This window comes from Acetobacter sp. P1H12_c (assembly GCF_018811975.1).
GTDB lineage: Bacteria > Pseudomonadota > Alphaproteobacteria > Acetobacterales > Acetobacteraceae > Acetobacter > Acetobacter persici.
Window position 1 is genome coordinate 1 of sequence record NZ_JACRVR010000007.1, and the last position, 14,095, is coordinate 14,095.

Here is a 14,095-nt window from a genome sequence, read left to right on the forward strand (position 1 = left end):
GTTCCCGCAAGACGGGCCGCTTCACCACGTGTCGCCCCGTCATAAATCGCGGCAAGCGCCAGAAGGCGCCGGGACTGGGCGGCATGTCTGCTTCCTCGGGCCTGACTGCGCACCCTCGCTGCGTCATAATCCTCGCGGAGTGCGACTGCCTTGCTCATCAGAGATACCTTCCTTCAACAATGGCATCCTGTGAATCACATTTTTAAACCAATGGGTACCCCATGAGTCACAGCCTCAACAAATTAGTATGAGCACGACTTACGGCGAGGATGATGACCGGGTTAACAACCGGAATACGGTTAACATCAACCTCTATAAATATACAGGTTATACGCCCACAACGGTCACGGCGCAGTCTTATTCAATGGCGCAATGGACGAATGATCTTGGTTTCCGTCGGCGCTTCAATATTGGTCATGTCGTGCCAATGACGCTGGCGTTTGGCGGGCAGCATCGGCTGGATATGTATCATCTGTATGCGGGTGAGCCTGCATCTTATCTGTATGGCGGCACGCAGGCCTTTGGCGGGATTATTCCGGAAAACGCCGGGAAGTGGAGCCGTGACATCTGGGCGGGCTATCTGGACGGAGATTTCCATCCTTTAAAGCACTGGGACCTCGATTTTGCCGGTCGGTTTGAGCACTATACGGACACAGGTAATACGGAAAACGGTAAGATTTCGACCCGCTATGATTTTACCAAACGCATTGCAATCCGTGGCACCATCAGCAACGGGTTCCGCGCACCCACTCTTGCGGAAGAGCATTATAGCGAGGTGAATATCGGCCCGACCAATGCGGGTGGCTTGCTGGCAGCCTCCAGTGATGCCGCAAAGGCGCTTGGCGCAAACCATCTGAAACCCGAACGCTCCACGAGTGCCGAGGCCGGAATTCTGCTTGAGCCGGTGGACCGTTTTCATATCAGCGTCGATGTGTATCAGATCAATATCCGGGACCGGATTGCTGGTGGGGGCACAGTGCGAGGGCAGGCGGCGCATGATGCCATCCTCCAGACAGGGGCTTCCATCCCGCCGGGTGTGCTTCTGGACAATACAACGGCTTATTATTTTGCAAACGTAGGTTCTACCCGCACGCAGGGGATCGATATTTCAGGTGATTATGTGTTCCGTTTTGAAAAATACGGGAATCTCGATCTTAGCGCATCGCTCAACCTGAACCGGACGCGTATGAGCCATATCAATACAGATCAGCACGGCAGCCCGGTGCTGAATGCACAGAATGTTAGTTATCTCACGACTGCCTCTCCGCGCAGCAAGATCATTCTGAACGCACACTGGACCTTTCAGAGCTGGGACATCAATTTGCGTGAAACGCGCTATGGCCTGACAAGCACTTTGATGACTTATGAGGATCAGACGCCTGCCAGTGCTGTGTGCCCTCTGGATGGTGGGTCACTGCGTTATTCGGTGCATTGCTTTGGCCAGTATAATAACACGCCGGTCTGGCTGACAGATCTTGAGGTGGGTTATCGTATTACGCCGCGTTTGCATGTTGCGGTTGGTGCGAACAACATCTTCAATCAGCGGCCGCGCAGGCTGCAAGATCAGTTCAATTATGTTGGTGCCAATATCTATGATTTCCGAAATTCGGGAATTCCCATTACGGGTGGGTATTATTATGGTCGCGTCAACGTCGATCTGTAATGCAGACTGAAGAGATACGGTCTGAAGAGCGGTAGAAATGTTTCCGGGTGTTTGCTGTTGACCCGGAAACATTCTGAATTCTGGAGGAAGCAATGGGTGCGCATGATATGGCAAAAAGATCACTCAGGGCGTGTTCAATGGCGACCGCTCTGGGGCTGGCTTTTGGCTCCTTTTGCCCGCTGCATGCTGCGCCTCAGCCAGCCTATTCCGAGGCCTCTCATGCTTCATCACAGTATGATGTGCGGGAAGTGATGATTCCGATGCGTGATGGGGCGCATTTGCAAACGGTAATTGTGATCCCAAAAGACCAGACCCGCCCTCTGCCAATTTTGCTGACGCGCACGCCTTACGGCATTCCTGATCAGGCCATGATTGATACGGAATCTACGAAAGACATTTCCAGCGCCCTGCCCAGCTGGAAGGCTTTTCAGAAAGACGGCTACATCATGGTGTACCAGAATTTGCGGGGGCGCTTTAAATCTGAGGGCCAGTTTTTGAAAACTGCCCGTTATGATGCGAATGACCCCATGCAGGCGAATGAAGTCAATGACGCATGGGATACGATTGACTGGCTTGTTAAAAATATTCCCAACACGAACGGTCGCGTTGGAATGTATGGTGTGTCTTATGCCGGAATGACATCAGGCATTACGTTGCTGCACCCACATCCTGCGCTCAAGGCCATCAGCGAGCAGGCCGCCCCGGCGGACCAGTGGATGAATGATGATAATCATCATTACGGTGCTCTTCGGGAAAGCTATACGTTTGAATATTGCGTTCTTGAACAGGCCGATAAGAACAAAAACACAAATTATGATTTTGATACCCATGATGTTTATGACTGGTACCTGCGTGTTGGACCTGTCCGGAATACAGACAGGCTCTATACGCACGGCAAACTGAGTTACTGGAACGCAAATCTGGATCATCCGGATTATGATGCGTTCTGGCAGGAAGAGGCGTGGTATAAAAAAATTACAGGTTCCACAGTCCCTAATCTGAATGTTGCAGGGTTCTGGGATCAGGAAGATCCAATGGGACCATGGGATATTTTTTATAAATCTCAGTCTCATGACCCTGATCATACGAATTTTATCGTCGCTGGTCCGTGGTTTCATGGTGGGTGGCAAAGGACAGACGGGGCTTCAATCGGGCCGATGCTGCTGGGGGGACACAAGACCAGCAAGGAATTTCAGGATGAAATAGAGGCACCTTTTTTTGCCTACTATCTGCATGACAAGGGTGAAAAGCCTGACTGGAAAGCTAGGATTTTTGAGACGGGCTCTAATACATGGCGGACGTATGCGACATGGCCAGACAAGCACGTCTCGTCACAGAACCTCTATTTCCATTCTGACGGAACATTGTCTTTTGTCGCTCCTAAAGTGCAGGACACGCCTTACCGACAGTATATTTCCGACCCGGATAGTCCGGTTCCTTACCGGCCACGTCCGATCTCACCAACATTTCCAGTCAGGGAATGGCGGACATGGGAGACAATGGACCAGCGGTTTGTTGATCACCGGCCGGATGTGCTGAGTTTTACGAGCGCGCCGCTTGAGCAGGATCTCCGGATTGCCGGGCCGGTTCAGGCACATCTTTTTGCAGCGACGTCCGGGCAGGATTCCGATTTTATTATCAAGCTGATCGATGTTTTTCCGGAAAAGGGGCAGGAAAGCGTTTATTCCAAAGATGACAAGGCATCATGGGCGCAATCACTGGACGGGTATGAATTTCCTGTTGCGATGGAGGTACGTCGCGGGCGTTATCTGCGTGATTTGAGCCATGCGACGCCACTACAGCCGAATAAGGTCACAGAATGGCCTGTTTCCCTGCGGGACCATGACCATGTCTTTCTGAAAGGGCATAGACTTATGGTGCAGGTCCAGTCTACCTGGTTTCCGCTGATTGATCGCAACCCCCAGACATGGGTGCCGAGTATCCCAGACGCGAAAGGGACGGATTTTAAGGCCGCCACACAGAGGATCTATACCACGCCACAGGCGGCATCAAACATTACGCTTCCCGTTCTGCAGTAAGCTCCTCAACACATTTTTCAGGCCTGTTCTCTTTCCGGAATGATATGGTATCATGCAGGAATGTGAGGTCTGGTTGCGTTGCCTGTGCAGACGCTGCGTGTGGATGCATAATGATGGACATCAAGTGGCTTGAAGATTTTCTTGTGCTGGCACGCCTGCAAAGCTTCTCAAAAGCGGCTGAGGAGCGGAATGTCACGCAATCCGCGTTTAGCCGGCGGATACAGGCTCTCGAATTGTGGGTAGGCGTGGCGTTAATTGACCGGACGCGCTACCCGGCATCCCTGACCGCGGAAGGGATGCTTTTTCGTGAAACCGCGAAAGACACCATCAGGCTGCTCAATACTGGAAAAAATAACCTGCAACGGCAGCCGGATGATAGAATGCCGACTGTATCAGTCGCAGCACTGCATACAATCGCGATCACCTTTTTTCCGCTTTGGCTGCAAAAAATTGAAGACGAGGTGGGGCAGGTCTTTTCACGCTTATTGTCGGACGATTTCTACAATTGTATTTCAGCCCTTTCTGAAGGGGAATATGATTTCCTGCTCTGTTTTTACAATGAGAGCATGGAAATACCCTTAGACGACAATGTCTATAGTTATAAAATTGTCGGGTTTGACTCTTTTGTTCCTGTGATTTCAAGAGCTATTTATAAAGATAACGATACGGTCTATCCACTCCTGTCCTATAGCGAAAACTCTCTGCTGGGGCAGTTAAGTCACTCTGCCCAATCAAGGACGCTGCATGTTCTGACAGAAGAGCGACACCTTAATGAAAGTGCGATGGCGGAGGCACTTAAACATATGGTTTTTGCAGGCCATGGTGTTGCCTGGCTTCCCAAAAGTCTGGTCTCGAAGGAATTGCAGGACGGTCAGATTGTTGCGGTGGGTGAGGAACTTCCTCTGGAGATAAGACTTTACCGGAAGATGGGGCGCAGGAGCGCTGTAACTGAAAAAATCTGGCGTTCTCAAAGCAGTCGGTAAGAGTGTTTGCTGCTGTTTTTTGACTACAAAAGACGCACAATCTGAGGGCGTATAGGCTGTGTTTTATCCTTCCGTGCATTGGTGGTGGAAAGGGAAGACAGCCTTGGTTTTAATCTCCTCTGACACAGTAGACGCCAAAAATGCTGACAAAGAAAAAGGACTTCTTTGCTACAGAGCATTAGTCCTGAGCGGTCCGATAGTCCGCTACTCTAAATAATTTTGCAATCTTACAATATAAGCCAATAAACCGGAACGTCGTGGCGTGTTATTACACTGTATATGTCTCTGATCACGCCAATCAAATAAGAACGCTCAGACGCTCGAATTGACTTATTAAAAATTTATATAAGACGATAATATTTTTTTTAAAAGATTTCCGTATAAATCAAATTCTATTGTGCGTTGAATTCCACCGACCCTAGCAAGGAAGGAAACGCATGAATGCCATCGTTGTGACGGCGCTGAAGCGACCTTACACATTTATTGTCCTGTCGCTGCTTATTCTCGCTTTTGGTGTGCTGTCTCTCTTCAAAGCCCCGACCGACGTGTTTCCAAATATCAGGATTCCCGTTGTGTCTGTGGTATGGACATACGGTGGCATGTTGCCGGAGGAGTTTGCCGGGCGCATCACCTATAATTACGAACTGGCCGTGACTTCCACCGTGGAGGGCATAGAGCATATGGAGAGCAGCTCTTACTACGGCAGAAGCATCGTCAATATCTACTTCCAGCCGGGCACGGATATCGGGGAGGCTGAGGCAGAAGTTACAGCAATTTCCCAGACTGTTATCAAACAGCTTCCGGATAATATTCCAGCACCTATGGTGATGAAGCTGGAGGCATCTTCTGTTCCGGTTCTGGCTCTTCAGATCACCTCTGAAAAACAGACGCCGTCTGATCTGTATAAAATTGCCATGACACGCATCCGCCCTGTTTTGGTCACAGTGCCGGGCGCGGTTCTCCCTCATCCTTATGGTGGGATGGACAGCTTTATCATGGTTGCGCTGAACCAGAAGCAGCTTCAGGCGCACCATCTGTCTGCAATGGATGTGCAGAACGCTCTGCGGAAGCAGAATATTGTGCTTCCTGCCGGTGATCAAAAAATCGCCACAACCGACTGGATGGTGCAGACCAACGCAACCCCGCGTTCCATGAAAGAACTTGGTGATATCCCGGTCAAACGTGTTGGGAACGCCGTCATTTATGTGCATGACGTGGCGCAGGTTTACCGTGGCGGGCACCCACAGACCAACCTTGTTCTGGTGCAGGGGCGTCAGGGTGTGGAAGTCGTTGTCATGAAAAGCGGTGATGCTTCAACACTGGATGTTGTGGCACGCACAAAAGAACTTCTGCCCCGTATTCAGAAACTTGTTCCGCCTGACGTGCATATTTCCATCCTGAGTGATGCGTCCGTTTTTGTGAAAGACGCCATTAAGGACGTTGTGCGGGAGATGGTGACGGCGGCTATTCTGACAGGGCTTGTGGTTCTGCTTTTTCTGGGGTCATGGCGTTCGACCCTTATTATCGCCACGTCCATCCCGCTTGCTATTCTTTCCGCCATTATCTGCCTTTTGCTGTCCGGTCAGACCATCAATGTCATGACGCTTGGCGGTCTGGCGCTGGCTGTCGGGATTCTGGTGGATGATGCCACCGTGATGATTGAAAATATTGATACCCATCTTGAAGAAGGGAAGGAGCTGGAAACCGCAATTATTGACGCTGCAAACCAGATTGTTGTGCCGACACTGGTTTCAACATTATGTATCTGCATTGTCTGGACGCCCCTTTTCCGGCTGAGCGGGGTTGCCGGGTGGCTCTTCATGCCCATGGCGGAAGCCATTGTTTACGCCATGCTGGCCTCCTTCATTCTGTCACGCACACTGGTGCCGACCATGGCCAAATATCTTCTGGCCGGGCAGGTACATCCGGGCCTGCATAGCGATGAACATCTTGCGCTGCCCAAGGGTGTTCTTGGCCGCTTCCAGAACAAGTTTGAGCATGCGTTCCATAATTTCCGCGCGGCATATGGGCGGCTGCTTGAACGTATTATTGCGCGGCGCGGTGTTTTCGCTCTGGGCTTTCTGGGGGCGTCAGTGCTCTCTGTCGGGTTGTTCCTGCTCTCCGGACAGGATTTTTTCCCTGAAGTGAAATCCGGTGTCATGCAGATGCATATGCGCACTCCGCTGGGCATGCGTATTGAAACAACCGGCCGGATCGTCTCTCTGGTGGATGATCGGGTCCAGCAGCTTCTTCCGGGGAAAATTTCCGGCATTATCAACAATTGTGGCTTGCCTGAAGGCCCTCATAATCAGGCCTTTATCCCAACCCCGTCTATCGGAACGCAGGATTGTGACCTGACAATTTCTCTCAAAGATGAGGAATCTCCTGTCTGGAACTACCGTAAACTGCTGCGCAGTGATTTATCCGCAAGATTTCCGGGAAGTGTTTTTACCTTTCAGCCGGCTGATCTGACTGAAAAAATCCTGAACTTTGGTTCTCCTGCGCCGATTGATATTCAGGTTTCCGGGCCGGATATTCGTGACAACTATCAGTATGCGCGTCTTCTGGTGAATAAGCTGCGTGCTATCCCCGGTGCTGCAGATGTGGTTATTCAGCAGACCATGAAAACGCCGACCCTGTTTGTGCAAGGTAACCGGACTTTCAGTCAGGCGACCGGCATGACAGAAGCCGATATTGCCAATAACGAACTGATGACCCTGTCTGGCAGTCAGACGGTTGACCCCCAATACTGGCTTGACCCGAAAACCGGCATTACGTTCCCGCTGAATGTGTATGTCTCACAGGATCAGCTGACCCATTATAATGATTTGCTAACAATCCCTGTCGATAAAGGGGATAATGACCCTAAAGGGACGGATATGCAGCTTCTGGGCAGCATCAGCACCGTGACGCCAACTGGCACGCCGGGGCAGGTCTCTCACTACAATTCCATGCCGGAAATTGATGTGTATGTTTCTGCTGAAGGCACGGATCTCGGGTCTGTTCTGGCAAAAGTAAAACAGACAGTTGCCAGCACACAAAAAGACCTGCCGCAGACAGCCGCGGTGGATATCCGTGGGCAGGCTGTCACGATGCACGGGGCGTATGTGGAACTCATTGCCGGACTGGTTGTGTCGGTGGTGCTGATTTACATGCTGATTGTTATCAACTTCCAGTCATGGATTGATCCTTTCATTATTATTTCGGCTCTACCGGGAGCACTTGCCGGTATTGCGTGGAGCCTGTTCCTGACGCAGACACGTCTTTCTGTTCCGGCCCTGACGGGCGCCATCATGTGCATGGGCACAGCAACGGCAAACTCCATTCTGGTTGTCTCTTTTGCAAAAGAACGGTTTGCCTTGCACGGAAATGCTCTGACCGCAGCGATAGAAGCCGGGTTTGGCCGTATTCGCCCGGTTATCATGACGGCTTCTGCCATGGTGATTGGCATGGTGCCGATGGCAATCAGTAATTCGCAAAATGCACCGTTGGGGAAAGCAGTTATTGGTGGCCTTATTCTGGCGACCGTTTCAACTCTGCTCTTTGTTCCGTGCGTTTACGCAATTTTCCATAATCGTTCTCATACAAAAAAATCTCGTCCGCCTGAAGCGGGCCATGAAAACGGGCAGGAGGCTATCTGATGTCCACTCTTACAAAAAACCGCCTGTTTATCGGCGCTCTGCTGTGCGTAATTGTGGGATATGTGGTTTATCTGGAAATCCAGCATCAGCATAACCAGCTCACGCTTCAGGCTGATGCCACGCATGCCACCGTGCCGGATGTTGCTGTGGTCCAGCCAAAACCTGCCCCGCCGACACTCGCCATGACTTTGCCGGGAACGATCAGCGCATGGTACGAAGCACCCATTTATGCGCAGGTCTCCGGTTATACAAAAATGTGGTATAAGGATTACGGCGCAGCGGTCAAAAAAGGGGAAACTCTGGCCGAAATTAATGCGCCGGGTCTGGATGCGCAGTATGCACAGGCCAAGGCGGATCTGCAGGTCGCACAGGCCAAATATGGGCTGGCAACGGTTACGGCAGACCGCTGGCGTTCCATGGGTAAATCACAGGCTGTCTCTGGCCAGTCTGTGTCTGTTCAGAATGCCAACGAAAAATCAGAGCGCGCAGCGCTGGACGCGGCCCAGCATAACCTTGACCACTATGATGCGCTTGAGCGGTTTAAAACCATTGTCTCCCCGTTTGATGGCGTGGTGACAGCCCGAAATATCAGCGTGGGGGACTATGTTGGTGCAGGGAGTGGCAATCTGAATGCCAACGGTACAGCAAGTGAGCTGTTTACTGTGGCCGATACGCATGAGATGCGTCTTTTTGTCTCCGTGCCGGAAGTGTTTTCCTACGTTCTGAAGCCGGGGCTCAAGGCGCGTGTGACGGTGCCGCAATATCCCAATCAGGTTTTTACAGCCAATTTTCTGACGATTGCAAAAGGGTATGACCCCAATACCCGAACGGCCGTGACGGAATTTACCATTGATAACGCTGACCAGAAACTCTGGCCCGGCACCTTTGCCTCTGTCTCGCTTTCTGCTCCGGCGGAAGGGGGCGTTTATACAGTTCCAACTGGTTCGCTGGTGTTTCAGGAAAAAGGGATGCAGGTTGTTACGGTGGATGCCCAGAATAAAGCCCACTACAAAAACATAACTGTGGGCCGCATGTCTGACGCCTATACGGAAGTGGACGCAGGCCTGACCCCGACGGACCATATTATCAACAACCCTCCCGCTGACCTGCTTGAAGGCCAGACCGTGCGCCTGAGTGTGCCGGAGAAAGGATACCTCGCATCTTCCAGTGATAGTGAAGAGGAGGATGATGAATGAGCACGCTCCTGATACGTCCCCAGACAACAACGCGTAAGAGCAAGCCGATGCCGGGAAGAGATAAGGCAGCCTTTCAAAAAATCTTTTCTCAGAAAAAGATTTTGAAAGCTGGAACCCTTGCCGCCTTAACAGCGCTGAGTGCGTGTGATCTTGCTCCTGCCTATCAGGCGCCGCATTTTGTTGTGCCGATGTCCTGGCATGGGCAGGGGTTATTCCATGAGGCACAGCCGCAGGAAACTGTCATGCGCTCGGACTGGTGGACACTTTTTGCAGACCCGACGCTCAACACGCTGGAAGCGCAGGCGATGAACGGGAACGCGGATCTGCAGGCCGCGGCTGAACGCTTTATTCAGGCACGATCTATTGTGATGGAAGCACGCTCGGACCTGTTGCCGCATTTTGCATTGGCTTTTGGGTCCAGCAACAACAAAAGCTCCTCTGACAGATTGTTCCGATACAAAGGGCCAATAACAGCAACAGACGAGTTTTACGGAGGAATGGCGAGCTGGGAGCCTGATATCTGGTCTTCCATCCGCAACCGGGTGCGTGCGCAGAAATATTATGCGCAGGCACAGGCCGCGCAGTATGCCTCCGCACGGCTCAGCCTTCAGGCGGAACTGGCAAGCGATTATTTTGCGTTAAGAGGGCTGGACGCCCAGAATGCGATCTATACGCAGTCCATCAGCTATTATCAGCAGGCGCTGCGGGTGACGCAGACACGGCTGGATAATCAGGACGCAACTGGCATTGACGTGGCGCGGGCTAAAAACCAGCTTTACATGACACAGGCGCGTCAGCTTGATGTGCAGGCGCAGCGCGAGGTTCTGGAACATGCTCTGGCTGTTCTGGTCAATGCGTCACCGTCGTCTTTTCATATTTCTGAAGTGGCAACTCAGGATCAGGAGGAACCTGTTTTTCCACTCGGGATGCCGTCTGAACTGCTGCAACGCCGGCCGGACATTGCTGTTGCGGAGCGTGAGATGGCGCAGGCCAACAGGGCTATTGGTATTGCCCGTGCGGCGTTCTATCCGCATGTGTCCTTTAATGCCAATGGCGGTTTTKATGCCAACGGGKTTGATCTGGCTAATCTGGCAAACAGCATGTGGTCTTACGGGGCTTCCGTCACCATGCCGCTGTTTGAAGGTGGCTTGCGCCGCGCCCAGCTCCAGCGCACATGGTCCAATTATCGGGAGACGCGGGACCATTATCGTATGACGGTGCTGTCTGCCTTCCGGGATGTAGAAAACGGCCTGTCCATGACGGCGCGCCTGAGGGCGGAAAATGTTCGGCTTAAACAGGCGGTTGATGCCGCCATGCAGTCTCAGACCCTGACCATGACATTGTATAAGGGGGGCGCAGATGGGTATCTTGATGCGCTGATTGCGCAGGTCAACACGCTTGACGCCCGGATTGAGCAGGCACAGGTGCAGGCCCGTGCTCTTCAGGCGGCTGTCAGCATGGTGCGGGCACTGGGTGGGGGCTGGAATGATAAGCTGCTCCCGACACCGGACCAGACCATGACGTTCAAGGGCTTTCAGTATGAAGGACTGGACCATCCTGCGCCGGTGGCGGGCATTGATAGCCCACCTGACCCGGCGCAGTATGAAAATCTGACGGCGACCGGGCCCGTGGAGACAGGCGCCGCCGGACGCAGCACTTCGTCCAGCCCAGCCAGGTTGCCGCGATAGTTTTTTCCAGATTTTCTGGTGAAGATTATACGAAAAACAGGCTCAGTACCCATGTTTTGCGGTAAAACGTGGGTTCTGAGCCTTAGTTTGAAACAGTTCCGTGCAGCGTAAAGCTTTCCCCCCGGCCATCGGGCAGACGCAGGAGCGGGCCGACAAATTTGGGGTCCCGCATGGTTTTGTCATGCTCCAGCAGACCGATCAGACGGGCGGCCTCTTTTGACTGACCTTCCAGCGTAACCTGCCCCTGTTTGAGGGACAGAGACTCCAGAAACGTCGTGTCCGGCAGAGATTTTGTCAGATTGGAGAGAAGCGTGAGGGGGGAGCCAACCCGCTGAATCTCACGGTTAAGAAGGGTGCTGGCACTTGTCAGCGCATCAATACGGTTGCGGAGTGTTTCTGCAACCAGCCGTGAAGGCTGAAGTTCCTCAAGCTGCCCGGCAAGCCGATACTCCATGACGGACTGCCGGATGAAGGGCACACTGAGGACTATCCCCAGAGCAAGGGCGATCAGAAGAGCGGTTTGGCCTGATGTCTTTTTGGAGAGGCCATGCTCTGCAAGTGGCAGACTGACAGTTGAGTGGCTCTTCTGGTTTGCAAAGCAGACGGGCGTGAGGTGCGCCGCCTTAAAAGCATCCAGCCAGGGAGCAAGAGGGGCCAGCGGTGCCACGCTGAGCAGAAACTCGGCCTCTGCCGGATGCTCGGAGGGCAGGGGTGTAAGACCCCACACACTTTCTTCAGCCGGAAAGGGCACAACCCGATCCATCTGATAGCTGATCAGTGAGACGGCTTCTCCCGCTACAGCAGCGGGAAGCCGGATAACGCGCTGTAAAATCGGCAGGTCTGGAAATACTACCCGTATGCGGAGGGATTTTTGTCTGCGGTGACGCCATGCCCGCAACGCGGGCTGGCGGCTGGCGCACAGACTGGCGAGATGCGCCATGCCATCAGGTGTCGCTGGGGCGTGCTGAGGGGGCTCACCGGGTGTCTGGGGCAGTAATGTCAGGATCCCTGTTGTGGGCGCAATGACGACAGTAGGGATGGCGTAACGGGTCTGGATCGTATGCAGAGCGCGCGCGAGGCGTGCCGGAAGATAGCGGGAAGATATTTTGCGCAGGACGGCCGTGTTCTGCTCAAGCCACCAGGTGATCAGGGCGGTACGGGTGATGGCGTTCAAAAAAATCTCGTGTGACAGGTGGGCAGGCTCTGGCCGGGTCTGATCCGGCGACTATGCAAAAATATAGCGGTACTCATAGCATTGGCGTTCTCTGCCTGTCAGGGTGTGGGGTGTGACAGTTTTGAGACATCTCGGTCTCACCACTTTTTCAGTGAGTTTTTCATCAAACAATCATAATTATAAGAAGAGGTTAATGGTAAGCAGCCCCGTCTCTCGGAAGGCCGGGTCCGAACGCTGCAAAAGAAGGTTTCCATTCGTGCGCTCTTTTAAGCTGTTTCAATCAACATTTCTGGTGACCGGATGCGCCGCTTTGCTGGCTTTGGGACTTGGTGGTGCTGCCCGCGCCCAGCCAGCGGGGGGAGCGGCCTGTAACCCGGCTGCGGATGGAAGTAACCCGTGCCCGCGCAAGCTGCACCTGCATACGCAGCAGCCGTTATCCACGATGGCAACGGTCGGCAAGGCCATGTTTTTTGATCCGGCTTTGTCCGGTTCGGGCAAATTTTCCTGCGCGTCCTGCCATGTGCCCAGCCTGCATTACGGCCCGGCGGGTAAGACTTCGGTGTTTATGGGTGGTGTGACGGGAGACAGGGAAGGGCGGCGTGAAATTCCGAGCCTGACCTATCTGGAGCGCCAGCCGCCGTTCAGCATCGGGCCGGATGATGCGGTGGCGGATGATGTTGCGCCCACTATTGCGGTGCCGGTGACCGGTGGCGCGCATGCGGCCAAAAGTGCCTCTAACACAGCAAGCTCCGCGGCCAACCTGGTGCCACAGGGCGGCCTGTTTCTGGATGGCCGGGCCGATACGCTGCACCAGCAGGCCAGCGGCCCGATGTTTGACCCGGATGAAATGGCGGGTCTGCCTGAAAAAGTAACGGCGCGGCTCCAGACGGCTGACTATGCCGCTCCGCTGCGGGATCTTGCGGGTATTCGTGGCCGTAAGTCCTCTGATTTCCTGTTGTCAGAAGGCCTGTTTGCTCTGGCGCGTTACCAGATTGAAGACCAGAAATTCCATCCCTATTCCAGCAAGTTTGACGCATGGTTGCAGGGGAACGCGCGTTTTTCTCCCATCGAACGTCAGGGTTATCTGCTGTTTAATGACCCGAAAAAGGGAAATTGTGCGGCCTGCCATGTCGATACGGTGCGGGGAGACGGCTTGCCGCCGCTCTTTACGGACCATCAGTATGAGGCTCTTGCTGCCCCCCGTAATCCTGCTCTCACGCACACGCATGATGCCTCTTATTATGACCTGGGCGTGTGCGACCAGAAACCGGGCGGCCGCAAGGAGCTGGCACCCTATTGCGGAATGTTCGCGACCCCGACATTACGGAATGTGGCGACACGCCAGACCTTTTTCCATAACGGTGTCTTCCACTCACTGGAGGATGTAATGGATTTCTACGTGTTGCGTGATCTGGAACCGGGGCGGTTTTATCCGAAAGGTCCGGATGGCAAGGTGCAGGCCTATAACGATATTCCTGCCGCGTATCAGGGCAATATTGATAAAAGCGACGCACCGTTTGACCGGAAACCCGGTGAGGCACCTGCTTTGAATGAGGCTGAGCGTAAAGCGATTATCGCCTTTTTGCAGACGCTGACAGATGGCTGGACAGGGGATGCCACGCAGGCTGATGCATCTGTCACGCCTCAGAAAAATCCCTGAGAAAACCCCTTAAGAAAAACCTGAGAAATATGCGCCCGATCTGGCATCGGG

7 protein-coding genes and 2 pseudogenes are annotated in these 14,095 nt (G+C 53.2%); 7 read left to right on the forward strand and 2 right to left on the reverse strand.

Features of this window, described 5'->3' with window-relative positions:
* Window positions 1–158, reverse strand: a pseudogene (locus tag KP699_RS06255) (IS630 family transposase); the annotation flags it as partial.
* 89 nt (window positions 159–247) lie between these two features.
* Here KP699_RS06255 and KP699_RS06260 point away from each other — a divergent pair.
* The 6 genes and pseudogenes from KP699_RS06260 to KP699_RS06285 form a co-directional block, all read left to right on the forward strand.
* Window positions 248–1,663: pseudogene (locus KP699_RS06260) on the forward strand (TonB-dependent receptor plug domain-containing protein); the annotation flags it as partial.
* 137 nt (window positions 1,664–1,800) lie between these two features.
* Complete coding sequence (locus tag KP699_RS06265) at window positions 1,801–3,702, forward strand: CocE/NonD family hydrolase (protein ID WP_252346832.1); 1,902 nt, start codon at window positions 1,801–1,803, stop codon at window positions 3,700–3,702.
* A gap of 110 nt (window positions 3,703–3,812) precedes the next feature.
* Window positions 3,813–4,685 carry a LysR family transcriptional regulator gene (locus KP699_RS06270; RefSeq protein WP_215761998.1) on the forward strand — a complete coding sequence of 291 codons (873 nt, stop codon included), beginning with the start codon at window positions 3,813–3,815 and terminating at the stop codon, window positions 4,683–4,685.
* 437 nt (window positions 4,686–5,122) lie between these two features.
* Window positions 5,123–8,326, forward strand: coding sequence for an efflux RND transporter permease subunit (locus KP699_RS06275; protein ID WP_215761999.1), 3,204 nt, complete (start codon window positions 5,123–5,125; stop codon window positions 8,324–8,326).
* Window positions 8,326–9,522, forward strand: a complete 1,197-nt coding sequence (locus KP699_RS06280; protein ID WP_212375807.1) for an efflux RND transporter periplasmic adaptor subunit — start codon at window positions 8,326–8,328, stop codon at window positions 9,520–9,522. The genes KP699_RS06275 and KP699_RS06280 overlap by 1 nt, the downstream gene beginning before the upstream one ends.
* A gap of 47 nt (window positions 9,523–9,569) precedes the next feature.
* Window positions 9,570–11,210, forward strand: a complete 1,641-nt coding sequence (locus tag KP699_RS06285) for an efflux transporter outer membrane subunit (RefSeq protein WP_215762050.1) — start codon at window positions 9,570–9,572, stop codon at window positions 11,208–11,210.
* Between the two features lie 82 nt (window positions 11,211–11,292).
* Here KP699_RS06285 and KP699_RS06290 read toward each other — a convergent pair whose 3' ends face one another.
* Window positions 11,293–12,384 carry a PilN domain-containing protein gene (locus KP699_RS06290; RefSeq protein ID WP_215762000.1) on the reverse strand — a complete coding sequence of 364 codons (1,092 nt, stop codon included), beginning with the start codon at window positions 12,382–12,384 and terminating at the stop codon, window positions 11,293–11,295.
* Between the two features lie 256 nt (window positions 12,385–12,640).
* On the opposite strand from KP699_RS06290, the gene KP699_RS06295 reads away from it, so the two are divergent.
* Window positions 12,641–14,044 (forward strand): cytochrome c peroxidase, encoded by a 1,404-nt coding sequence (locus KP699_RS06295; RefSeq protein WP_308164880.1) that lies wholly within the window; start codon window positions 12,641–12,643, stop codon window positions 14,042–14,044.
* Window positions 14,045–14,095: the final 51 nt, after the last annotated feature.

Coding starts and splice junctions, on each gene's coding strand:
- KP699_RS06265 (WP_252346832.1), top strand. CDS start 1,801: ATGGCGACCGCTCTGGGGCTGGCTTTTGGCTCCTTTTGCCCGCTGCAT.
- KP699_RS06270 (WP_215761998.1), top strand. CDS start 3,813: ATGATGGACATCAAGTGGCTTGAAGATTTTCTTGTGCTGGCACGCCTG.
- KP699_RS06275 (WP_215761999.1), top strand. CDS start 5,123: ATGAATGCCATCGTTGTGACGGCGCTGAAGCGACCTTACACATTTATT.
- KP699_RS06280 (WP_212375807.1), top strand. CDS start 8,326: ATGTCCACTCTTACAAAAAACCGCCTGTTTATCGGCGCTCTGCTGTGC.